The 23,388-nt window shown below is 64.3% G+C and carries 21 protein-coding genes; 8 read left to right on the top strand and 13 right to left on the bottom strand.

What is annotated here, in order from left to right:
- Positions 1-365: 365 nt before the first annotated feature.
- Positions 366-719 (bottom strand): DUF1304 domain-containing protein, encoded by a 354-nt coding sequence (locus tag QRM60_RS11585; RefSeq protein WP_285446242.1) that lies wholly within the window; start codon positions 717-719, stop codon positions 366-368.
- A gap of 56 nt (positions 720-775) precedes the next feature.
- Positions 776-2,140 carry an MFS transporter gene (locus QRM60_RS11580; RefSeq protein WP_115573366.1) on the bottom strand — a complete coding sequence of 455 codons (1,365 nt, stop codon included), beginning with the start codon at positions 2,138-2,140 and terminating at the stop codon, positions 776-778.
- A gap of 374 nt (positions 2,141-2,514) precedes the next feature.
- Between QRM60_RS11580 and QRM60_RS11575 the strand changes: the two genes are divergently transcribed.
- Together QRM60_RS11575 and QRM60_RS11570 are read left to right on the top strand one after the other, a co-directional pair.
- The gene (locus QRM60_RS11575) at positions 2,515-3,858 is read left to right on the top strand and encodes a serine hydrolase domain-containing protein (protein WP_014508534.1); all 1,344 of its coding nucleotides are present in this window, start codon (positions 2,515-2,517) and stop codon (positions 3,856-3,858) included.
- A 1,513-nt stretch (positions 3,859-5,371) separates the two neighbouring features.
- Positions 5,372-5,812 (top strand): hypothetical protein, encoded by a 441-nt coding sequence (locus QRM60_RS11570; RefSeq protein WP_020372506.1) that lies wholly within the window; start codon positions 5,372-5,374, stop codon positions 5,810-5,812.
- A gap of 275 nt (positions 5,813-6,087) precedes the next feature.
- Here the strand turns inward: QRM60_RS11570 and QRM60_RS11565 are convergent, their stop codons facing one another.
- Positions 6,088-6,279, bottom strand: a complete 192-nt coding sequence (locus QRM60_RS11565; protein WP_153065445.1) for a hypothetical protein — start codon at positions 6,277-6,279, stop codon at positions 6,088-6,090.
- A gap of 47 nt (positions 6,280-6,326) precedes the next feature.
- On the opposite strand from QRM60_RS11565, the gene QRM60_RS11560 reads away from it, so the two are divergent.
- Positions 6,327-6,872, top strand: a complete 546-nt coding sequence (locus QRM60_RS11560) for a hypothetical protein (protein ID WP_238153067.1) — start codon at positions 6,327-6,329, stop codon at positions 6,870-6,872.
- Here the strand turns inward: QRM60_RS11560 and gcvH are convergent.
- From gcvH to nudE, 8 genes are all read right to left on the bottom strand, one after another.
- Positions 6,839-7,234, bottom strand: coding sequence for a glycine cleavage system protein GcvH (gene gcvH / locus QRM60_RS11555; protein ID WP_011038001.1), 396 nt, complete (start codon positions 7,232-7,234; stop codon positions 6,839-6,841). The two genes, QRM60_RS11560 and gcvH, sit on opposite strands and share 34 nt — an antisense overlap.
- Before the next feature lie 139 nt (positions 7,235-7,373).
- On the bottom strand, positions 7,374-8,483 hold the full coding sequence (gene gcvT, locus QRM60_RS11550) for a glycine cleavage system aminomethyltransferase GcvT (RefSeq protein ID WP_115006177.1): 1,110 nt from the start codon (positions 8,481-8,483) through the stop codon (positions 7,374-7,376).
- Between the two features lie 207 nt (positions 8,484-8,690).
- Positions 8,691-9,125, bottom strand: a complete 435-nt coding sequence (locus QRM60_RS11545; RefSeq protein WP_042594711.1) for an NfeD family protein — start codon at positions 9,123-9,125, stop codon at positions 8,691-8,693.
- Positions 9,126-9,128: 3 nt separating this feature from the next.
- A complete protein-coding gene (locus QRM60_RS11540) occupies positions 9,129-10,094 on the bottom strand; it encodes an SPFH domain-containing protein (protein WP_014508540.1) in 966 nt (321 codons plus the stop codon).
- A 350-nt stretch (positions 10,095-10,444) separates the two neighbouring features.
- Positions 10,445-10,780: a YnfA family protein gene (locus QRM60_RS11535; RefSeq protein ID WP_115556519.1), complete on the bottom strand. Its 336-nt coding sequence runs from the start codon at positions 10,778-10,780 to the stop codon at positions 10,445-10,447.
- Positions 10,777-11,601, bottom strand: a complete 825-nt coding sequence (gene mazG / locus QRM60_RS11530) for a nucleoside triphosphate pyrophosphohydrolase (RefSeq protein WP_115556520.1) — start codon at positions 11,599-11,601, stop codon at positions 10,777-10,779. The genes QRM60_RS11535 and mazG overlap by 4 nt, the downstream gene beginning before the upstream one ends.
- A gap of 34 nt (positions 11,602-11,635) precedes the next feature.
- Positions 11,636-12,436 carry a 3'(2'),5'-bisphosphate nucleotidase CysQ gene (gene cysQ / locus QRM60_RS11525; RefSeq protein WP_014508542.1) on the bottom strand — a complete coding sequence of 267 codons (801 nt, stop codon included), beginning with the start codon at positions 12,434-12,436 and terminating at the stop codon, positions 11,636-11,638.
- On the bottom strand, positions 12,433-12,981 hold the full coding sequence (nudE, locus tag QRM60_RS11520) for an ADP compounds hydrolase NudE (protein ID WP_029216848.1): 549 nt from the start codon (positions 12,979-12,981) through the stop codon (positions 12,433-12,435). Before nudE ends, cysQ begins: the two co-directional genes overlap by 4 nt.
- A gap of 41 nt (positions 12,982-13,022) precedes the next feature.
- Between nudE and bioA the strand changes: the two genes are divergently transcribed.
- Together bioA and QRM60_RS11510 are read left to right on the top strand one after the other, a co-directional pair.
- Complete coding sequence (bioA, locus tag QRM60_RS11515) at positions 13,023-14,441, top strand: adenosylmethionine--8-amino-7-oxononanoate transaminase (RefSeq protein ID WP_285446241.1); 1,419 nt, start codon at positions 13,023-13,025, stop codon at positions 14,439-14,441.
- Positions 14,432-15,166, top strand: coding sequence for a 16S rRNA (uracil(1498)-N(3))-methyltransferase (locus tag QRM60_RS11510; RefSeq protein ID WP_070690202.1), 735 nt, complete (start codon positions 14,432-14,434; stop codon positions 15,164-15,166). The genes bioA and QRM60_RS11510 overlap by 10 nt, the downstream gene beginning before the upstream one ends.
- 714 nt (positions 15,167-15,880) lie before the next feature.
- Here the strand turns inward: QRM60_RS11510 and QRM60_RS11505 are convergent.
- Both QRM60_RS11505 and QRM60_RS11500 read right to left on the bottom strand, forming a co-directional pair.
- Positions 15,881-16,897: a glucokinase family protein gene (locus tag QRM60_RS11505; RefSeq protein WP_285446240.1), complete on the bottom strand. Its 1,017-nt coding sequence runs from the start codon at positions 16,895-16,897 to the stop codon at positions 15,881-15,883.
- A complete protein-coding gene (locus QRM60_RS11500) occupies positions 16,894-17,286 on the bottom strand; it encodes a hypothetical protein (protein WP_285446239.1) in 393 nt (130 codons plus the stop codon). The genes QRM60_RS11505 and QRM60_RS11500 overlap by 4 nt, the downstream gene beginning before the upstream one ends.
- A gap of 316 nt (positions 17,287-17,602) precedes the next feature.
- Here QRM60_RS11500 and QRM60_RS11495 point away from each other — a divergent pair, with 316 nt between their 5' ends.
- The 3 genes from QRM60_RS11495 to QRM60_RS11485 all read left to right on the top strand — a co-directional run bounded on the left by QRM60_RS11495 (position 17,603) and on the right by QRM60_RS11485 (position 23,257).
- On the top strand, positions 17,603-20,293 hold the full coding sequence (locus QRM60_RS11495; protein WP_042594719.1) for a TonB-dependent receptor: 2,691 nt from the start codon (positions 17,603-17,605) through the stop codon (positions 20,291-20,293).
- 202 nt (positions 20,294-20,495) lie between these two features.
- Positions 20,496-22,181 (top strand): alpha-L-fucosidase, encoded by a 1,686-nt coding sequence (locus QRM60_RS11490; RefSeq protein ID WP_285446238.1) that lies wholly within the window; start codon positions 20,496-20,498, stop codon positions 22,179-22,181.
- A gap of 14 nt (positions 22,182-22,195) precedes the next feature.
- Positions 22,196-23,257: a glycosyl hydrolase family 18 protein gene (locus QRM60_RS11485; RefSeq protein ID WP_115006187.1), complete on the top strand. Its 1,062-nt coding sequence runs from the start codon at positions 22,196-22,198 to the stop codon at positions 23,255-23,257.
- Positions 23,258-23,388: the final 131 nt, after the last annotated feature.

Genomic DNA, 23,388 nt, shown 5'->3' with positions numbered 1-23,388 from the left:
GTCTCTGCGAGCGGATTGTGCTTCGCCACTGTTGTCTCTGGAGCCTGGCGAACGAGTGCTTGCCGCGCGCAAGAGAGCAATCGTCATTGCACCTGCACTACTGCGCTGATTGGCCTGGCTGTGCATCGCTGCGGAGGTCACTTGGCACCCTGCACAATCGCGTTCGGCGCGACGGGAGGTGATCTCCTTCCACTTCTAGCGCTGGCGTCGCCAGGCAGCAGCACAGCGCCCTTCCCGAGCACCAACGGAAGACACGTTGGAACGCGCGCAGCAAACCGACGATGCGCTGCCGCACTCCCGCCTACGTGCCCTGCACGCCGGTTGCAGCGCGTCGGTCGCGCGCCGCTATCAACGCAACAGCGACGTCAACCCGGCAACCACAGCAGTGCCAAGTCAATCAGCGCCGGCAACGCCTGCACAAAGAAGATGCGTCGATTGACGCTGTAGGCGCCGTAGCAGCCCGCCACCACCACACAGCCCAGGAAGAAGCTCAGCACGTCGGTGCGGGCCTGCAGCGCGCCCCAGAACAGGCCGGCGGCAAGGAAGCCGTTGTAGAGCCCCTGGTTGGCCGCGAGCACGCGGGTGGCCTGTGCCTTCTCCGGCGTGTTGCGGAAGGTCTTCAGGCCCAGTGGGCGCGTCCACAGCACCATCTCCAGGACCAGGATGTAGACGTGCAGCAGTGCAACACACAGGCCGGCAACGATGGCAAACATGGACATAGGGACGGGCTCGATCAAGGTAGGCGCCAGCATAGCGGCGATGACTGGCGTGCGGCTTACTCGCGGGCGCGCCCTGACCCCGCATCGCGTTCGGCGGGGAGCTTGCGTGCCTCATGCAGCACACCCAGAGCGCCCACCGTCATGCCGCATGCGATCAACACGCCCACACCGAAGACGACACTGGAACCGAACGCCGACACCACCTTGTGGATCCACACAACGCTCAGATCGCCGCCGCGGTAAACCACGGTGTCGATCGCGGCCCCGGCCTTGTAGCGCCATTCGCGATCCACGCGCGTGTACAGCGTCTCGCGCGCCGGCTTGGCCAAGGCAAACTCGCTGGAACGGGTCATCACCTGCACGATCGCCAGCATCATGGGCAACGGTGAGGCAGACAACACGGCGAATCCGAAGATGATCGCCGCGCCGGGAATCAGCAGCGCGGGTGCAATGCCGAAGCGCGACAACAGGGCGCGCGTGACCAGTAACTGCAGGACCAGCGTGAGCGCATTGACCGCCAGATCGATGTTGGCGTAGTAGGCGGTGCTCGCTGCCGCATCGGTATACAGGCGCCGCACCAGCGCGGCCTGCTCGTTGTACAGCAGCGTGCCAACGCCCACACCAAACACCACCATGACCGCGAGCCAGCGCAGCAGCGGCTCGCGCACGATCAGCTTCAGCCCGCCCAACACGTCGCCGCCCATCGGCACTTCACCGGAGGTCACCTGGCGCTCCTGCTCGCGTGCGACCGCCCACAGGCGCAGGCGCAACAGGCACACCACGCACATCCCCAGAAAGCCGGCCGACACCAGCATCAAGTGCGCAATGCCGATCCGCTCCACCAGGGTGCGGGTGAGGATCGGCCCCAGGAACGCGCCGATGGTGCCGGCCGCACCGATATAGCCGTAATAGCTGCGCGCCTCCGCATTGCTGAAGACATCGGCCATGAAGCTCCAGAACACTGCCACGGCGAACAGGTTGAACACCGCCGTCCACAGGAAGAATGCCATTCCGCGCCCGGGCACACCGGTGTCGAACAGCACATAGAACAGCAACAGCGTAGCGATAAAGAAGCCGTACACCACCGGCAGAAACACACGGCGCGGGTAGCGGCTCACCAGCGCCCCGTAGATCGGTTGCAAAAGCAGGGTGATCAAAAAGGTGCAGGTAAACAGCACCTGCAAGGTGAAGTCCTTCAGAGGCATGCCGTGTGCACCGAAGAACGCGATCATGCCGGCCGGAAAGATTGCCGCCACATCCGCCGATGCACCCATCGCTTCGCGCACCGGGCGCAGCACGTAGTAGCCGCTCAGCAGGCAGAAGAAGTACAGAAACGACCACGCCAACGGCGGAGAACTGCGCAAAGCACCCGCCAGGTGGGCCACCGATGGACGCGAAGATGACTGGCCGTTCATCGGCATGACAGCGCTCGGTGCGGCGAGCTCGACAACAAGACCATGGCAGCGCAGCGCCCGCAGGAAAGCGCGCAAGTTAGCCGATGCACGCGTTCGCAGCCAGCGGTGGCAAGCACTTGCGCGGTTTTAACGGTCCTGGCGAGGCCTGCCCGGCACCTGGGCACGCGGCTTGCAACTGCCTGATGGTGGTGTCTGCATGCCGCCCAGGCGCGCTGCACGCGGGGTTTTTCACAAGCAGAATCATCAATAGGATCAATACGATGCCCATTCATCTTCCGGCAGTTTGTGCTATTGCAAAGCGCGGCGCTAGAATCGGCGGAGGCAGTGGAACAGGCGGGAACACCATGACAGAAGTACGCAGGCGCCGACGGTTCCGTCCGTTGGCCGTTGGGCTGTTCGGGGCATTGCTGCCTCTGGCGCTTTCTTCCACCGCGCAGACCCCTGCCCTGACTGCCAATAGCTTGCAGCCGGCGACCGCCGCGCAGTCGCCCACGGCTCCGTTGCCTTACCGCACGTCGCTGCCTGCCAGCAGCGTGCTGGCGCCTGCCGCCGGCTTCGATGTACCTTCGTTCGAGTCGATGGCCGACCAGCTCACCTACGGCAACCGCGTACCTGGCATGGCGATGGCCATCGTGCAGGGCGGCAAAGTGCTCAGCGCACGCGGCTATGGCGTCACCGACGTCAATCATCCGCAGCCTGTCGACGGCCACACCGTGTTCCGGCTGGCGTCGTTGTCCAAGGCCTTTGCCGGCACCATGGCCGGGCTGCTGGTCAACGACGGCGTGCTGCGCTGGGACAGCAAGGTGGTGGATTACGTCCCCGGCTTCCAGCTCAGCGACTCCACTGCCACCCGTCAGCTCACCGTGGCCGAAGTCCTCAGCCACCGCGTCGGCCTGACCCGCAACGCCTACGACCGCGACATCGAATCCAACGCTGACTACTACTCTCTCAGCCACAAGCTGGCAGCCGCGCCACTGCGCTGCGCGCCTGGCGATTGCTATGCCTACCAGAACGTCGCCTTCAGCCTGGTCGGTGATGTGGTGTTCGCGGCCTCGGGCAGCTTCTATGAGCAATCGGTGGAGCGCCGCATCTTCAAACCGCTGGGCATGAACGATGCCAGCATGGGCCTGGCCGGTATCCAGGCCAGTCCGCATTGGGCACGCCCGCATGTGCGCAGCCGCAATGGCTGGGTGTCGCTGACGCCCAAGCCGACCTACTACCGCCTGGCACCGGCCGCCGGCGTCAATGCCAGCGCCAGCGACATGGCGCAGTGGCTGCTCGCCCACACCGGGCATCGCACCGACGTGCTGCCTGCGCCGCTGCTGGCGACATTGCACGCACCGCTGATCTCCACACCGGGCGAAATGCGCTCGGGCTGGCGCCACGAGCGCGTGGACGCAGCCAGCTATGCACTGGGCTGGCGCGTGTTCGACTACGCCGGGCATCAGGTGATCTTCCACGCCGGCGCCGTGCAGGGCTATCGCGGCCTGGTGGCGTTGCTGCCCGAACGCGACCTCGGCATTGCCATCATGTGGAACGGCGAAAGCGGCCTGCCCTCCGGCATGCTGCCGACCATCCTGGACCGCGCCCTTGGCCTGCCGGCCAAGCGTTGGCTTGATATCGATGTGGACGGCGACTTCGGTAGCGAAAACATGCTGGCCGAGCGCCCCGATCCGGCCGGCAAGGGCGCCTCTTCCGGCAAGTCGGTGGCATCGCCGCGCTGACCTGGTGGCTGGATAACGCATAGATCGAAAGGCGGCTTCGGCCGCCTTTTTTGTTGCCTTGCCGGGAGGCGGTGCGATGGATTTCGGGGCAGCCGATCGCCGGCGCTCAGAAGTGGTGCGCCAGTGCCCGGTGCCTGCATGCACGTACGTGGCTGAGGTGTGATGTGCAATGCCACCCACGGCAAGTGAAGTTGCCTAGCTGGTAGGTGCGATGCCGTGTTGCTATGCATCCTTGGTAGCCGTGCCTGTCTCGACTCTCCGCGCCTGCGGGATTGGATGGCGGCGGCAGCCGAGGTCGGGTGAAGCATTACTCCATATTGGAACCGGGGGTGCCTTGGTCCTTGATGCTCGGCGTCGGAACTGTTGTTCATCGGCTGGCTGCCACTGCTTCCTGGAAGACTGCGCAGCGGCATCCGCAGAACCCACGACTAGCGACTGGCCTCAGCTGTAGCACATCCCGCAAACAGCCTTGATTGCTTGTCCGCTCGAGAGCGGTCCGATGCTGGTTGGCAGCACGAACGCTGGCCAGACGTGATGCGTCACGACGATCTTGCTGTATTTACATACCTAGTAACCAGCAAGCGCTCAGTGCTTTGCACTCGGCCAAGCGAGCCTGCGCCACTGATGGCTTTAAGGGCGTGCTGATCGGCACGCTCTGTGCCGGCTGGCCACGAGCAAACAGCTCCCGAAGCTCATGATGGCCTGCCACTGGCAGATAGCTCTCAAAGCTTGTACCGGCTGACCACTGGCAGACAGATGACGAGGCTTGTGTCGGTTGGCCTTTGGCAGACAGATTCCGGGGTTGGTGATGGACAGCCACTGGCGGGCAGACCCCGAAGCTCGTGTCGCTGCGAACAGATTCCGCGTTTGGTGATGGAAGGGAAATGGCGATGGCAGGCAGGTAGCGGCAGAGTCACCGCCATCTGCAGGCGGTTATGCACATTGAGGCACTTCGAAAACGATGCCGGTAATGCAATCGGCGGATCGACCCGGGCGATCCACAGCGACTGCAAGGAAGTCGCTGGGGTGGTGGTCAACTGAGCTGAAGATCGGTCGCTGCAACTACAGCTATCACTAACAGCTATACGCTGGCGATGGGGATCCAGCCGACGCAGGCAAACTCGGCGGCATTGATCGGTGCAGCATGGTGCCGCGTCGAGCCGTCCGCAGTTATGGCGCCTTGTCGGCTATGCAACCCTGGCCGCAGGTCCGAGGGGCTCTTCCGTCCCTGGGCTGCAGCCTGTCCTAGCGCATTGCCCGCTGTCGTATTGCACTGCCCATTCCTTACAGACGATCCGCAAGCTACAAGCACGCGACCCAGCCGCCTGCATCCATCCGCCGCGTCAGCGAAGATGCTCTGCCCCGGCAACCCGCCCAACTACATCCGCCCAATAAAAAAGCTCCCTCCCCGCTGGGCGTCGGGGAGAGAGCTCGATGTTTACGGCGATCGGGTGTTACAAATCAGATCAGCGGTGCCGGGGTTGCGGGCAGCGCGACCGGAGCGGCCTTCTTCTTGCGAGCGGCCGGCTTCTTCTTGGCGACCTTCTTCACAGCAGGCTTCTTGGCAGCAGACTTCTTGGTGGCGGACTTCTTGGTCGCCTTCTTCGGAGCTGCCTTCTTGGCGGTCTTCTTGACGGCCTTCTTGGCGGCAGTCTTCTTGGTCGCCTTCTTTGCAGTCTTCTTCACTGCCTTCTTGGCGGCAGTCTTCTTGGTTGCCTTCTTCGCAGTCTTCTTGACGGCCTTCTTGGCAGCAGTCTTCTTGGTTGCCTTCTTTGCAGTCTTCTTGACGGCCTTCTTGGCGGCGGTCTTCTTCACTGCCTTCTTGGCGGTCGCCTTCTTCGCGACCTTCTTGACGGCCTTCTTGGCGGCAGTCTTCTTCACTGCCTTCTTGGCGGTGGGTTTCTTTTTCGCAGCTTTTTTAGTGGTGGCCATGTGTTTGGCTCCTCGTCAGTGAACTATGGAGTTGGAAAACGCCCAGTTGAAGCAAACCCCGTGACGGCATGCCGTCGTCGGGAACCGTCCGCAGGTGATGCGCGACGGGACGGATACAGAAACACCCGCATCGAACGGCGACACGGGTGCGTGATCGGAACGACCGCTGCGTTTTTTTGGAGAGAAGCGAACCCGACTCCACCGTTGATGGTGCTTCGGTGGACATCTGGAACAAGCGTGTCGGCCTGATGTCGATTCTGCTCACTCTCTTCCGCAGCAATGTCTGCTGGGCGAAACCTAATCACGCTTTTTTTTACTGTCAACACTCTTTTGCAAATATTTTTCAGTCTGGTGTCGCCACGCGTCGGCAAGCGGCGACGCAAACCGGCGTTGCCGGCGATCACCAACCCCGCATTCGCACAGACGCTTGCGCAGTGGTTTTTTAAAAAGCACTTCTTTTGCGCTGTTTTTTTCATACATGCCGTTCAAGCACATACGCAGGCACTCCGCGCCAGCAACACGACGCGGCGTCTGCGATGACCGCTGCGCCGCCTGTCCGCCAGCTGAAAATTTTTTTGCCGGCGTTGCCGCTTCCGGCGTCGCACAAGCACAAATGCGCAAACTTCTTGCGCCGTTTTGTACTGCATGCGGTGCGGCACACGCGCACCGATGGAGTCGCAGGCGTTGGTTCGCGACATCGGCAATGGCAGTACGACGACTACTTTTTCACCGAGCGCACGCCAACTCCTCACGAGTGGCTCACGCCAGAATTCCGACGCGACGAAAAACGACCGCACACCTCTGACCAACAAACCGACCGCCCGCATGTAGTGCATCGGCCGACCATCACCCGCGACGGATGCGACCGCGAAGACATCGATCGGTCGGCCACTGCTCCGCGCGCCGACGCCCTGCACCTGCGCATGCATCGCTGCCAGCTAGAAAACGACGGCATGCAGTTCTGTGCTCGGTCGGCGAACCACCGCCCGCCAGGCAAAAAAAATGGCCGCTCGGATGAGCGGCCATCGGGATGCGGCAGGCGGCGCGATCAGTGCGCGTCGTCTTCCAGCAGCTCGGCGTAATCGTCCGGGGCCAGCAGTTCGTTGAGCTGTTCCTTGTCGTCGATCTCCACCACGAAGATCCAGCCTTCGCCGTACGCGTCTTCATTGATGGTTTCCGGCTTGTCGCTCAGCGAGGCATTGACCTCGACGACCGTGCCGGTGACCGGGCTGTAGACGTCGGAGGCGGCCTTGACCGACTCCACCACCGCAGCGCCGTTGCCAGCCTGGACGGTGTCGCCAACGGCTGGCAGTTCGACGTAGACCAGGTCACCCAGCAAGCCTTGCGCGTGGTCGGAGATACCGACAGTGACGCGGCCATTGCCTTCGACGCGGGCCCACTCGTGGGATTTGAGGAACTTGAGGTCGCCAGGGATCTCGCTCATGGGTGTGCTCCGGGAAAACGTAGGGTTCGGGGACAAGGCGCTAGTTTAACCAAGGCCGTGCGTCAGGTGCTGGCATCGCGTGATGGCAATGCCGATGGATCGCTGCTGCCGGCCGCGCGAACGACCGGCAGCGGCAGGCTTACGCGCCGAGTACGCCGGGCTGGGCCTGGCCGTCGCGCACGAACGGAAACTTCACCGCGCGCAATGGCACCTGCTTGCCACGGATGTCCACGCGCAGGTCGTCGATGCTGCCGGCCGGCACGCGTGCGAAGGCGATGGCCTTGCCCAGGGTGGGCGAGAACGTGCCGGACAGGATCTCGCCTTCGCCGCCTGCGCTGAGCACCTTCTGGCCGTGACGCAGCACGCCCTTCTCGTCCATGACCACGCCGATCATCTGGCGGGGTGCGCCCTGCGCTTTTTGCGACTCCAGCACGCTGCGGCCGATGAAGTCGCGGCCTTCGTCGAGCGTGATGGTCCAGGCCAGCGCGGCTTCGTACGGAGTGACGTTGTCGTCCATGTCCTGGCCGTAGAGATTCATGCCCGCTTCCAGACGCAAGGTGTCGCGCGCGCCCAGGCCGGCAGGCGCCACGCCATGCGCGAGCAATGCATTCCAGAACGCGACCGCATCGGCCTGCGGCAACACGATTTCAAAACCGTCCTCACCGGTGTAGCCGGTGCGCGCCAGGAACAACGCAACGCCATCGTGCGTGCGCGTCTGCAACGCAGCGAAGCGGCCGAGCTTGCTCGCCGCGCTGGCGTCGGCGGGGTCAAGCAGATCGATCACCTTGCTGCGCGCGTTGGGCCCCTGCACCGCGATCATGGCGAAGTCGGCGCGCTCTTCCACGCGCACCTCGAAGCGTGCGGCCTGTTCGCCGATCCACTGCAGGTCCTTGTCGCGGGTGGCGGCGTTGACCACCAAGCGGAAGAACTCTTCCTGCATGAAGTACACGATCAGGTCGTCGATCACGCCGCCTTGCGGGTTGAGCATGCAGGTGTACAGGGCCTTGCCGGAGACCTTGAGCTTGTCGACCGAATTGGCCAGCAGGTAGCGCAAGAACTCGCGCACGCGCGCGCCGTGCAGATCGACCACGGTCATATGGCTGACGTCGAACATGCCGGCGTCGCGACGCACCTGGTGGTGTTCGTCGATCTGCGAGCCGTAGTGGATCGGCATGTCCCAACCGCCGAAGTCGACCATCTTGGCGCCGAGAGCGCGATGGGTGTCGTTGAGGATGGTCTTCTGGGTCATGAGCGCCGGTCCAAGGGAAAGAGGACCATTATCGCCGGCCGGCCACGCTTGGGGGAAACCGCGGATTGCCACTGGCGCAACGCACGGCCGATGCGTGGGCATCGGGGTGCGTGCGCCGCTTGGGCGAACCCGACCAGCGGCGACCGATGAGCTCCCGATTGAGCGGCGTGCGGCGCAAGACGGGCGCATCACGCGCCCGTGGGTGGGTCAGGTGTTGGGCTGCACCTGCAGGGTCATGCCGTCGACCGCAACGATGCGCACCAACGCACCGGCGGGCAGGTCCGGGCCGCTCACCACCCAGAACGCATCGTCCACTTTGGCGCGGCCACGTCCGTCAACGATCGCCTGATCCAGCAACACGCTGCGGCCGATCAACTGTTCGGCGCGCCGGTTGAGCAAGGGCCGATCGCTCTGCCGGCCCTTGCCGCGGAACCAGGTGCGATACACCTGGATGGCGACGAAGCTGAGCACCACGAATGCCACGATCTGCACCAGCACCGACATGCCGGGCACGGCCAGCACCAGCACGCACACCGCCGCGGCCGCGATGCCCATCCATAGCAGAAACGCGCCGGGCGCCAGCGTCTCGGCGGCGATCAGCAGCAGGGCCAGCACTGCCCAGGCGACCACGTCCCAGCGCATCGCTCAGCCTCCCGCGCGCGGCGGCAATGGCGGCGTGCGCACCACCGGCGCGTCGGGCTTGCCCAAGGCTTCCTTGGCCAGCTCGGCGATGCCGGCGATGGAGCCGATGATGCCGCTGGATTCCATCGGCATCAGCACGAACTTCTGGTTGGGCGCGGTGGCCAGCGCCTTGAACGCTTCCACATACTTCTGCGCAACGAAGTAGTTGATGGCCTGCACGCTGCCTTGAGCGATCGCATCGGACACCACCTGGGTGGCCTTGGCTTCGGCCTCGGCCAGGCGCTCGCGTGCCTCGGCATCGCGGAACGCGGCTTCCTTGCGGCCCTCGGCTTCAAGCACCGCGGCTTGCTTTTCCCCCTCGGCGCGCAGGATTTCCGATTGACGCGAGCCTTCGGCTTCGAGAATCTGCGCGCGCTTCTCGCGTTCGGCCTTCATCTGCCGCGCCATTGAATCGATCAGGTCGCGCGGCGGCTGGATGTCGCGGATCTCGATCCGGGTGACCTTGATGCCCCACGGGTTGGTGGCCTGGTCGACCACGCTGAGCAGCTGCGCGTTGATGGTTTCGCGCTGGCTGAGCGATTCGTCCAGGTCCATCGAACCGATCACCGTGCGGATATTGGTCTGCACCAGCGCGATGCTGGCGATTTCCAGATTCGACACTTCATAGGCGGCCTTGGCCGCGTCCAGCACCTGGAAGAACACCACGCCGTCCACGCGCACCACCGCGTTGTCCTTGGTGATGACGTCCTGGCTGGGCACGTCGAGCACCTGTTCCATCATGTTGATCTTGCGGCCCACGCCGTAGACCACCGGAATCAGGAAATGCAGGCCCGGCGTCATCGTGTGGGTGTAGCGGCCGAAGCGCTCCACGGTCCACTCAAATCCCTGCGGCACCATGCGCACCGTCTTGAACAGCACGATGACGCCAGCGACCAGAACCACGATTGCCAAGAACGATGTTGGAAACATGTGCGACTCCTTCCCCGATGCGAACGATCCTTGCCCAAGTATAGGCCTGTGCGTGGAGTGCCCGAATGCGCTGGAGGACGGGAGGCATGCACGTGGGATCATTGATGGGTGCCATCAGGCAGGCGGCGCCTAGGCGCTGCGCATGACCAACCTTACGCGTGTGCGCGGCGCTTGATCAGTACGCGCGCGGTCCCCTCGCATGGCGCAGTGCAGCAGCCACGGCGCTCTGTCTCGGACTTGCCTAAGGCAGTTCTTACCGCGACGCATAAGAAGGTGTGGAGAGATACCGCCTCAACGTGCAGCGCGATAGCGAGGCACTGCATGCCTGTGACCCAGGCGCACGAGCGCACTCAACCGGAGCGCGGCGAGAACATGATGATGGCCATGCCCAGCAGGCAGCAGCCTGCGCCGAGCAGATCCCACCGCGTGGGCGTCACCCGGTCCACCCACCACAACCACAGCAGTGCGGTGGCGATGTAGACGCCACCATAGGCGGCATACACGCGGCCGCTGGCGGCCGGGTGCAAGGTCAACAACCAGACGAACACCGCCAGGCTGAGTGCCGCCGGCAACAGCAGCCACACGCTGCCTCCTTTGCGCAGGCAAAGATAAGGAAGGTAGCAACCCACCAATTCGGCCACCGCGGTGGCCACGAACAACAGCAGCGTGGTCAGTGCTGCGCTCACTGCGCGGCGGGCTCGTCACGCTTGACGCGTTGCCACAACGCTTCTTGTTCGCTCAGCGACAACGCGTCCAGCGCGGTGCCGTCGGCCTGGGCATGCGCTTCCATCGCGCGGAAGCGACGCTCGAATTTCAGATTGGCGTGGCGCAATGCCGCGCCCACATCCACCTTGGCATGCCGGGCCAGGTTGGCACAGACAAACAGCACATCGCCCAACTCGTCTTCCAGTCGTGCCTGGTTGTCGGCGACCGGGCCACGCGCAAACTCCACGCGCAGCTCGTCGATTTCTTCCTGCAGTTTTTCCAGCACCGGCGCCGGGCCGGGCCAGTCGAAGCCGACCCGCGCTGCGCGCGACTGCAACTTGGTGGCACGCTGCCACTCCGGCAGCCCGCGTGCGATGCCGGCCAGCGCGGAGCTGTCTTTCTCTCCCGCCGCACGGCGCTCCTCGCGCTTGATCTGCTCCCAGTTGGCGCTCACTGCCTGCGCGCCATCCACCTGTTGCGCGCCGAAGACATGTGGATGGCGACGCACCAGCTTGTCGCTGATGCTGGCGACCACGTCGGCAAACCCGAAAGCACCTTGCTCAGACGCCATCTGCGCGTGAAAAACCACCTGCAACAACAGGTCGCCCAATTCGTCCTGCAACCCAAGCAGGTCGTGGCGATCGATCGCGTCGGCCACTTCGTAGGCTTCTTCGATGGTGTAAGGCGCGATGGTGGCGAAGGTCTGTTCGACATCCCACGGGCAGCCCTGCTCGCGGTCGCGCAGGCGCGCCATCAGCTGCAGCAGGTGCGCGATGTCGCCGCTGGAAGGAGGTTGGCTCATTGGATCTCTCGTTGGGTGCGGCGGGGCGGCACGCTTACACCAGCCAGTCGCGCCACGGCAGGCCGGGGTCGCCCAGGGCGATGAAGTCGCCATTGAGCAAGGTGTCGCGGCGGTTGTAGCGGAATGGCTTGCCGGTGCCGGCCGCGAGCAGCGCGCCACCGGCGGCATGCAGCACGCACTGGCCCGCGGCGGTGTCCCACTCCGAGGTGGGACCGAAGCGCGGGTACACATCCAGCTCGCCTTCGGCAATGCGGCAGAACTTCAATGAGGAACCCTGCGCCACCACGTCGATCTGGCCCATGCGTTCCAGCGCTGCGGCTGTGCGTGCATCGCGATGCGAGCGGCTGGCGGCGACCCGCAGCGGGGCAGCAGCGGGCGTGCGCGAATGCAGCATTTCGTCGCGGTCGCCATCGCGGCGGTAGGCGTTCTCGCCGCGCGCCGCATACCAGACGCGGCCATCGACCGGCGCCTGCACCACACCCAGCACCGGCGCGCCCATGTGGATCAGAGCGATGTTGACGCTGAACTCGCCATTGCGCTTGACGAACTCGCGCGTGCCATCCAGCGGGTCGACCAGCCAATAGCTGGTCCAGTACTGGCGTTCTTCCCAGGCCACGTGGGCAGACTCTTCCGACAGCACCGGCACATCCGGCGTGACCCGGCGCAAGCCTTCCACGATGACGCGGTTGGCGGCCAGGTCGGCCTGGGTCAGCGGGCTGGCGTCGGCCTTGATCTCGACAGCGAAATCCTGCGCGTACACCTCCATGATGGCGTCGCCGGCCTGGCGCGCGATCGCGATCACGGTCTCGCGCAATTCCATCGGGATGCGGATCATGGGTTGCGCTCCAGCCACTCGCGCGCAATGAACAAGGCCGCCAGGGAACGGCCTTCGGAAAAGTCTTCGCGCAGCATCAGTTCGTCCAGGCGTGCCAAGGGCCAGGGGATCACATCCAGTTCTTCCGGTTCGTCGCCGGGCAGACGCTCGGGGTAGAGGTCGCGCGCCAGCACCAGCCAGGATTGGTGACTCATATAAGTAGGAGCAAGCGTCATGGCGCGCAGCACCTGCACCTGGCGCGCGCCGTAGCCGGCTTCTTCCTTGAGCTCGCGGTCGGCGGCCTGCTCGGGCGTCTCGCCGGCATCGATGCGGCCCTTGACCAGGCCCAGCTCGTAGCGATGCACGCCGGCGGCGTACTCGCGCACCAGCAGCACGGTCTGCGCATCGAGCATCGGCACCACCACCACCGCGCCGTGGCCCTGGCTGAGCTGGCGTTCGTACAGGCGCCGCTCGCCGTTGGAAAATTCCAGATCCAGCTGCTGGCGCCGGAACGGCCCCTCGCCCAGATCGGTGATCTTGTGGATGGTCGGCAGACGCGTGCTCATGCGCAGCACGCAGCGGCGGAGCCGGCCGATAGAATAGGCAGATGCATCGACATGTTCATGAGCCCGAAATCCTAGCAGACCCGGCAGCCTTCGAAGCTGCCGAACATTGGCGGCAACGCGATCTTGCGGTGGTGTGGCACCCCTGCACCCAGATGCGCGAGCACCCACACACACTGCCCCTGGTGCCGATCGCACGTGGCGACGGCGCCTGGCTGATCGGCCACGATGGCCGCCACTACCTGGATGCGGTCAGCAGTTGGTGGACCAACTTGTTTGGACACGCCGAACCGCGCATCGGCGCGGCCATCGCGCAACAGGCCGGCACGCTGGAACAGGTGATGCTGGCCGGCTTCACGCATGCGCCCGCCGTGCAACTGGCCGAGCGGCTGTTGGCCATCGCGCCGCGCCAGCCCGACCGCGCGCCGCTGGCCAAGGTGTTCTACGCCGACAATGGCTCGGCCGGGGTGGAAGTCGCCTTGAAGATGGCCTTCCACTATTTCCATAACCGTGGCGAGCACCGCCGCACCCGCTTCATTGCGCTGGAGAACGGCTACCACGGCGAGACCATCGGTGCGCTGTCGGTGGGTGACATTCCGCTGTACCGCCGCGTGTACGCGCCGCTGTTGCTGGAATCGATCTTCGCGCCTTCGCCCGATGCGTACCTGGCCGAACCGGGACAGAGCGCCGAGGACTACGCGTTGCGAGCGGCCGATGCACTGCAGCATCTGCTGGAGCAATCCCCGGGCGAAATCTGCGCCTTGATCCTGGAGCCGCGGGTGCAGTGCGCCGGCGGCATGCGCATGTATCACCCGGCCTACCTGCGCCGCGCGCGCGAACTGTGCGATGCGTATGGCGTGTTCCTGATCGCCGACGAGATCGCCACCGGCTTTGGCCGCACCGGCACCTTGTTCGCCTGCGAACAGGCCGGCGTGATGCCGGACCTGTTGTGCCTGTCGAAAGGACTCACCGGTGGCTTCCTGCCCCTGTCGGCGGTGCTGGCTACGCAGCAGCTGTATGACGCGTTTCTGGATGACTCGCGCGAGCGCGCCTTCCTGCATTCGCACAGCTACACCGGCAACCCGCTGGCGTGTGCGGCGGCGCTGGCGACGCTGCAGATCTTCGCCGACGACGACATCATTGCGCGTAACCAACGCACCGCCGCACACATGACCCAGCTCGCTGCGCAGATCGGCGAGCACAGCGCGGTGGCCGACGTGCGCCAGGCCGGCATGATCGTGGCCTTCGAGCTCACCCAGGGCGGCGACAAGCGCACGCCCTTCCCCGCCGCCGCGCGCGTTGGGCTGCAGGCCTACCGCGCTGCACTGGCACGCGGCGTGGTGCTGCGCCCGTTGGGCGACGTGCTGTACTGGATGCCGCCGTATTGCGTGGACGACGCACAGCTTGCGCTGCTTGCCGACACCACCCGTCACGCCATCGCCGAGGCCGTTGCATGCGCCTGACCCGTTCGTATGTTGCATTGCCGCTGCACAACGGCGGCGATGTCACGCTGCCGGAGGAATCGGCCAATCACCTGCTGCGTGTGCTGCGGCTGCGCGAAGGCGATGCCTGCGTGCTGTTCAATGGCGATGGCAGTGACTACCACGCACGCATCACCGTGGCCGGCAAGCGCGAGGCGCGGGCTGTGGTCGAGCGCGTCGAGGCGGTGAGCAACGAATCACCGCTGGCAATCACCCTGCTGCAGGGCATTGCACGCGGCGAGAAGATGGACCTGATTCTGCAGAAAGCCACCGAGCTCGGCGTGACAGCGGTCGTTCCGGTCAATGCCGAGCGCACCGAGGTGAAGTTGGATGCCGCGCGCTTGGAAAAACGCATGGCGCATTGGCGCAGCGTGATTGTCTCGGCCTGCGAGCAATCCGGGCGCGCACGCATTCCCTCGCTGGCACCGCCCGCGTCGCTGCAGGACGCCGCGCGTGCCAGCGATGCACAGGCGTTGCGGTTGACGCTGGACCCGCACGGCGAACATCGCCTGGGCACGCTGGCGGTGCAGCCCGGGCAAGAGCTGATCGTCGCGATTGGCCCGGAAGGCGGCTGGTCGCCGCGCGACCGCACAACGCTGGGCGAGGCCGGCTTCACCGGGCTGCGCCTGGGTCCCCGCATCCTGCGCACCGAAACCGCGGGATTGGCAGCGATTGCGGCGCTGCAGTCGCGATTTGGGGATTTGTAGGGCGGGTTGTTCGTGTGTGTGCGGCGCTGGCAAGGCACGTCCTGTCAGGGCTGCGTTTTCTGTAGGAGCGCCGTTGGGCGCGAGGGCTTTATCGATAGAGCCTCATCGCGCCCGAGGGCGCTCCTACGACGTGCTGTGACTTTCCTGCTTAATTATTGAAACCGCGCATATGCGGCATCGGCATCGGCGGGTTGCGTGATGACGGCGCGCAGCGGTCGGATTGGGAATCTGAGGCCGGACTTTAGCCAGGCACGTACCGCGCTGACCAAGCATTCCGTGGATCAGGTGCTGGCCGTTGGCGATCCGCTCTTATGTAGGAGCGCCCTTGGGCGCGATCGCTCTATCGGTAGAGCTTCATCGCGCCCGAGGGCGCTCCTACGATGTTCTTTGACTTTCCTGCTTACGTGCCGAAGCCGCGCATGTCGAGCATCGGCATTGGCGGGTTGCATGATGACAGCGCGCAGCGGCCGGATTGGGAATCTGAGGCCGAACTTCAGCCAGGCGCGCACCGCGCTGACCAAGCATTCCGCGGACTAAGCGCTGGCTGTGAGGCGATCCGATCTTATGTAGGAGCGCCCTTGGGCGCGAGGGCTCTACCGGTAGAGCTTCATCGCGCCCGAGGGCGCTCCTACCTGTGTCCGACTAATGCCAGGCGCGTGGTAGCGCTGCGCACCGGACGCATGCTGCCCCTGCGCTCCCGCGAAACGCAGGCGCTTAGCGGCAGTGCTGCAGAAACCAGCTGGCGGCACCGATCACGCCAAGCTGGCCGTGTTCGACGATGCGAACCGGCACCTGCTCCAGCGCAGGGCGCAGCGGGCCCTTGTCGAGCAAGCGTGCGGCGAAGTCGCTGCGGGCGACGAAGTCGGCAATCTGCGGCAGGAAACCACCGGCCAGATACACACCGCTACGCACGCCGTACAACAGCATCATGTCGCCAACCACGCTACCCATGAAACCGCAGAACGTCTGCAGTGCCTCGTGCGCCAGCACGTCGTCACCCGCCAGTGCTGCAGCAGTGACCGCAGCCGGGGTGGCGTGCACCGCCGGCGCGTCGCGTAGAGTGGCCAGCGCGGTATACAGCGTGAGCAAGCCCGGGCCGGAGAGAAAATGTTCGGTCGCCACATGGCTGCGCGTGCGGCGCAACTCCTGCAGCAAGGCCACTTCCAGATCGCTGGCTGCCGCCAGTGCGGCGTGGCCGGCCTCTGTCGGCAACACCACCGAGTTCCCACCATTGGGAATCCACAGCGCCGCGCCCAGGCCGGTGCCCGGACCCAGCACCAAGGCCGGGCCAGGAGCGCCCTGGGCAGGGCCGGACAGCTGCATGACCTGATTGCCGGTCATGTAGTTGGCCGCGTAGGCGACCGCTTCGAAATCGTTGACCAGGTGCAAGGCCTGCATGCCGAGCTGCTGGCGGATCTGCTCCGGTGCCAGCACCCACGGCAGATTGGCGGTGATCACACGGCCATCTTCCAGTGCATACCCGGCGCTGGCGATCACGCCACGGCGCACCGGCGCGCAGGACAGCTCGGCAAAGAACGCGGCCATGATCTCGGCCAGGCCCGGGTAATCAGCGCAGCGGTACTTGCGGTAATCCAGCACGGTGACCGGCTTGCGCGGATCGTTGCTCTCGCAGGCCAGCGCCAGGCGCACATGCGTTCCTCCGACATCCGCGGCAACGAAGGTTTCGGGGCGCGGAAATGCCACCGCTTCCATTGGGCTGCTTGCGCTCACGCATTCTCCTGATAAGTGGCAGCGGGGCCGACATCGTCCTGCTGGCCGACGAACGGCGAGCGGGTAGACAACGTTGTCAGCAATTGTCCTGTAACGCAACCGTCGCGCGCGTACTGCATCGCGCGCGCGGTCAATTCCATCATCCAACAAATATCAGCGCTGGTAATGGTGATTCCGGCACAAACTTTAGTGATGTCGGCTTGAATTGCACAACAGCCATAGAAACGGCCGATCGCTGCACAGATCGCGTGCGGCCCAATTGCGCAGCGCCGCCGACGTTCCGCGAACCACCGCACAAAAATGCTGCATTGCAGCGCAATCGCAGCGAGTTCAGAGATCTGTGACGATGTGTTGACAACGCTGTCAACGCTACGCGAGACTCGATTCAAATCAGAGTTCAGGCAGGAGGGGCCATGGACTGTTTTACGACTGTACGGACTGGCGCGCCCCTCGCCCGGAACATCCAGATTTGCGAGCCACGCGTCATGGGACGCTGCACTCGCAGATGTCGCGTTCGCTCCACTGCACCACCGCACGGGGGACACCTCCTCTACCACGCGAATTACCGCAGCCGCACTTCGCTCGAAGCTCGGTCAGGCGATCACCGCGATCGGTCAGGGCGTGTTGTTTTGCCGGCCACGCCGAGCGCGTTGCGCCTCACCACGGGCCATCCGCGCTCAAAGCACTAACCAACGAGGTTTAGCCATGCACAGCCGCACCACGACGTTAGCATTCTGTATTACCGCCGCCCTGTACTACTCCGGCGCTGCCATGGCTGCCGGACAAGAACAGCAAGCCGCTCCGCAAGCTGCTCCAAACGCGCCCTCGTCCACCACCGAGCTGGACACGATCACCGTCACCGGTTATCGCGCTTCGCTGGAGAAGAGCCAGGCGGTCAAGCGCTCGGCCAACTCGATCGTCGACGCGATCAGCGCCGAAGACATCGGCAAGTTCCCGGACATCAACGCCGCAGAATCGCTCTCGCACCTGCCGGGCATCAGCGTCGACCGCCAGTTCGGCGAAGGCGAAAAGGTCAGCATCAACGGCACCGACCCGGCATTGAACCGCGTGCTGCTCAACGGCCAGACCATCGCCTCCGGCGACTGGGGCGGCAACCCGACCGACACCAGCGGCCGTACCTTCAACTACACCCTGCTGTCGCCGGAAATCATCGGCCTGATGGAGGTCTACAAGACCCCCGAAGCGCGCATCGACGAAGGCTCGATCGGCGGCACCGTGATCGTGCACACCCGCAAGCCGCTGGACCTGCCCAAGAACACCATCCGCGGCTCGATCGGCTACAACTACAACGATCGCTCGGAAGAAGGTAATCCGCGCGGCTCGGCGCTGTGGAGCTGGAAGAACGACGACGAAACCTTCGGCGCGTTGATTTCCGCCACGCACGACAAGCAGGACCTGGCACGCGCCGGTATCGAATACTTCGGCTACACCACCGGTGCCGGCATTCCGGCCAGCGCCACCATCACCGGCGACGGCAGCGATGTGGCCACCGCCCGCGTGCCGGCCGGCATCAGCAGTGCATTCTTCCAGCAGACCCGCGAGCGCAGCGGCCTGCAGGGTGCATTGCAGTGGAAGCCCAACGAGCAGAACGAGTTCAACCTGACCGGCCTGTACATCAAGGGCAAGTACAACAACTTCAGCCAGGCGCGCTACGTGTGCCCGGCATGTAACGACGACCGCCAGAAGATCACCAGCGCCAATGTCGAAAACGGCGTGGTGACCGGCGCCACCGTCAGCGACGGCGCAGCCGGCCAGCCGTACGCACAGCTGGATGCCAACTACCGCGAGAGCACGGTCACCACCAAGAGCCTGAACCTGCGTCACGACTGGTCCGGCGAGAAGTGGGTGTTCACCACGCAGGCCGGTTACACCGAAGCCACCGGTGGCAAGAACCCCGAATACCTGATGAAGTTCCTGATGCAGGACGGCGGCTACAACTACGCCTTCGACGGTCAGAACACCTCGGTGAACTACGACAACGGCGGCGCCTCGAACTGGGTGTTGCCGGGCAATCCGGCCGGCCTGGCACCTGGCCAGCAAGGCAATATCCCGGGCACCAATACCGGCATCATGCAGGCCGGCGGTATCGCCTACCAGAAGAGCAAGGACGACGAGAAGTACTTCCAGTGGGACGCCTCGCGTGACCTGGAATGGGGTCCGTTCACCAAGCTGCAGTTCGGCTACAAGTACATCAACCATAACAACGGCGTGGACGCGCGCGGCAACCGCATCAACTCCACCGATGCGGTGTCGTTGACGCAGTTCAACCCGGGCAGCACGCCCAGCAGCCTGTACGACGGCCTCGGCGCCAGCGGTGACCTGACCACCTGGCCGACCGCCAGCCTGAATGCCGTGCGCAGCTACCTGTTGTCGCAGCCGCAGGGCCCGTACCGCACCGATTTCGGCGCCTCGTTCCAGGTCAAGGAAATCACCCAGAACGTCTACACGCAGTTGAACTTCGAATCCGGCCAGTGGCGCGGTAACGTCGGCGTGCGTTTGGTCGACACCACCGACAAGTCCGAGTTCTGGCAGAGCAACGACGGTGGCACCAACTTCGACCGCGTGGCCGAAACCAACGACTACCGCAAGGCGCTGCCGAGCTTCAACATCGCTTACGACATCACCGACGACACCGTGCTGCGCTTCTCGGCGGCCAAGGTGATTGCACGTCCGCGTTATGCCGACCTGGCCGGTACGTTCACCATCAACAGCGGTACCGGTGACCTGACCGCAAACGGCGGCAACCCGGATCTGAAGCCGTACGAGTCCACCAACTACGACCTTGCTGCGGAATGGTATTTCGCTCCGTCCAGCATGCTGTCCGGTGAAGTGTTCTACCGCGATATCAGCTCCTACATCGTCAGCACCACCACCAGCCAGCAGTTGAACCCGGCACCGCCGGCCGTTGCCGGTCTGTACCAGGTCACCACGCCGGTGAACGTGTCCGATGCCAAGGTCAAGGGCGTGTCGGTCAACTACCAGCAGACCTTCGGTCTGGGCTTTGGTCTGCAGGCCAACTACACGTTTGCCGAATCCGATTCCAGCTCGGGCTTGAACCTGCCGTACCTGTCGCGTGACACCTACAACGTGATCCCGTACTGGGAACACGGCGACTGGACCGTGCGTGTGAACTACAGCTACCGCTCGAAGTACTTCACCCAGATCGGCCGACTGGAATCGCGTGACTTTGCAGATGCCTACAAGCAGCTGGATTTGAACGCCTCGTATCAAATCACCGATTACATGGGCATCACCTTCGGCGCGACCAACCTGCTGGATTCCACCTACCGGGTCTTCAGCAACACGCGTGATACCCCGACCGCGTTCTACAAGAACGGCCGCGGCTACCAGGCACAGCTCAACTTCAAGTTCTGATGGTGTGACGGCGCGCCACCGACCCTCCACGGTGGCGCGCCTTTTTTTCTGTCGTTGCATGGGGCAACGACAGTGCATGCAGTGCACATTGAGTGGACCTGGCCATCGCCCTTCGCTGAAGGATGATGGCCAGTCCCGCTTCCGCAACCACGGGCCGGATGCCTGATGCCGGCGCGTCTTTGCCCACAGGAGTGCAGTTCCCATGACGACCGATAGCCGCCTTGCGGCTCCATCCCGCCGCCACGCCGGAGCTGCACCCAGAACGCGAATGCTCGCGCTCGGTCTGTTGCTCGCGTTGCCTGCCGCCACGCTCAGCGCAGCGCAATCGCCCACCGCGCCGACCGCCACCACGCTCAGCCCGGAGGTCATCGACCAGCAGTGGCTCGACGCCACCGCGCAGTACGCACCCGAACGCGCACGGCTGGTGCGCGAAGCGCAAGCCGGCGCGCGCAAGGGGCCGTTCCGCCCCGACTGGGCCGCATTGAAGGCGTATCAATCGCCTGCGTGGTACGACAACGCCAAGTTCGGCATCTTCATTCACTGGGGCGTGTTTTCGGTGCCGGCCTTCGGCAGCGAGTGGTACTCGCGCAACATGTATCTGGAAGGCTCCAAGGAATTCGCGCACCACGTGGCGACCTATGGCCCGCAGGCGAGCAGCGGCTACAAGGACCTGATTCCCAAGTTCACCGCACCCAAGTTCGACCCGACTGGCTGGGCCAAGCTGTTCCGTGAATCCGGTGCGCGCTACGTGGTGCCAGTGGCCGAGCATCACGATGGCTTTGCGTTGTACGACTCGAAGTTGTCCGACTGGACGGCGATGAAGATGGGGCCCAAGCGCGACCTGCTGGGCGAGTTGTCCACGGCGATCCGTGCGCAAGGCTTGCACTTCGGGCTGTCCTCTCACCGCGCCGAGCACAACTGGTTCTTCGATGGCGGGCGCAAGTTCGATTCGGATGTCAACGACCCGCGCTATGCGGCGCTGTATGGCCCCGCGCAGGTGCGCCTGCCCGGCAAGGACGACGCTGATGTCGCCAACGACTGGACGCCCGTATCGCAGGCGTGGCTGGACGACTGGCTGGCGCGCACCACCGAGTTGATCGATGTCTACCAGCCGGACCTGATCTATTTCGATTGGTGGATCGCCCACCCCACCTTCCGCAGCAGCCTGCCGACCATGCTGGCGTACTACTACAACCAGGGTGCGGCGCGGACCGAAGCCGACCGTGGCGTGGTGGTGAACTACAAGCTCGGTGCGTTTCCCGAAGGCGCCGGCACGCTGGATATCGAACGCGGCCAGCTCACCGGCATCCACCCCACGCATTGGCAGACCGACACCTCGGTGAGCAATGCATCGTGGGGCTATATCGAAAACGACACCTACAAGTCACCCACCTTCATCATCCACATGCTGGCCGATGTGGTGGCCAAGAACGGCAACCTGATGCTCAACATCGGCCCGCGCGCCGATGGCTCCATCCCCGACACCGAGCGCGGCATCCTGCTGGCGATCGGCAAGTGGCTCAAGACCAATGGCGGCGCGATCTACGACAGCAAGCCGTGGCGCGTGTATGGCGAAGGCCCCACCGAAGTGGTGGGCGGCACCTTCCAGGACGTCAAGACCAAGCCGTACACGGCTGAAGATTTCCGCTTCACCACCCGCGATGGCGCGCTGTATGCCATCGAACTGGGCTGGCCGGCCGATGGCAAGGCGGTGATCCGCTCGCTCACCGCCGCCGATGGCGTGCGCGGGGTGACGCTGCTGGCCAATGGCAAAAAGATTCCCTTCGAACAACAGGCCGATGGCTTGCACCTGCGGCTGCCGGCCAAGCCGGTAGGCGAAAGCGCCTACGTGTTCCGCATCGACCTTGCGCCCTCTTCCACTCCCTGACGGATCCTGTCTTCATGATCAAGCGATTGACCTGGATGTTGCTCGCGCTGGCGGTTGCCTGCGCGCCCACCTTGGCGCTGGCCAAGAATCCCACGGCGCTGTTCTATCTGATGAACACGCAGAAATCGACCAATTCGTTCCTGGCCAATGTCGACAAGATCGATGTGGTGGTGCCCACCTGGTATGGCGTGGATCAGAACGGCTTGGTCAACGGTACGCCCAACCTGTATCTGTACGACATCGCCAAGCAGAAAAATCTGCGCGTGATGCCGATACTGTCGATGACCACCGGCCGCGACGGCTTCCACAAGCTGATGCACGACGAAGCGGCCAAGAAGCGCATGATCGAATCGCTGCTGATCCACGGCAAGCAGCACAAGTACTACGGCTTCCAGTTCGATTTCGAGAACATTGCCTGGACCGATCGCGATGCCTACACGCTGATGGTCAAGCAGACCGCCGATGCGCTGCACAAGGCCGGTTTCAAGATGTCGGTGGCAGTGGTGCCCAATGCGCCGGGCCATGCCGAAGGCGGCCAGTTTTCCAAGTGGATGTGGGAATACTGGCGCGGTGCGTATGACCTGAAGGCACTGGGCCAGGCCGCCGATCTGGTCAGCATCATGACCTACGACCAGCACACCCGCTGGACCACGCCTGGCCCGGTCGACGGCATGGTGTGGATGAAAAAGCACCTGGACTACGCCATCACCCAGGTACCGAAGGAAAAGCTCTCGCTGGGTATCGCCACTTACGGCTACCGTTGGTACACCGGCAACCCGGTGAAGGAAGACGGCACCGAAGCGTCGAACATCTCGGCCACGTATATCGATGCCGACGAATCCTTCCCGCTGGCGATCGAACAGAACGCCACCGTGCAGTGGGATCCGGTGGAGCAGGAATCGTGGTTCTACTTCTACCGCGACGATATGCGCGAGTGGGTGTTCCGCCCGGATGCGCGCAGCTTCAAGGCACGCTACGACATGGTGAAGCAGTACGGCCTGGAAGGCTTTAGCTGCTGGGTGCTGGGCGCCGAAGATCCGAAGGTGTGGGATGAGCTGCCGGTGGCGCAGCGCTGAGCCCGCCACGCAGCAGGGCGGCGCGCGCACGAAGCGTGCGCCAGTCCCTGCGTCGTTCGCCACGGCTTTGCTACTGTGCGTGGCTGCCGTGTCCTGGCGCGTGGCAAGCTGCATGACACGCGCTGATTGCC

Origin of the sequence: Xanthomonas sp. fls2-241-TYG-148, from assembly GCF_030208815.1 — a bacterium.
GTDB lineage: Bacteria > Pseudomonadota > Gammaproteobacteria > Xanthomonadales > Xanthomonadaceae > Xanthomonas > Xanthomonas campestris.
This window is presented reverse-complemented; position numbering and strand designations above follow the sequence as displayed.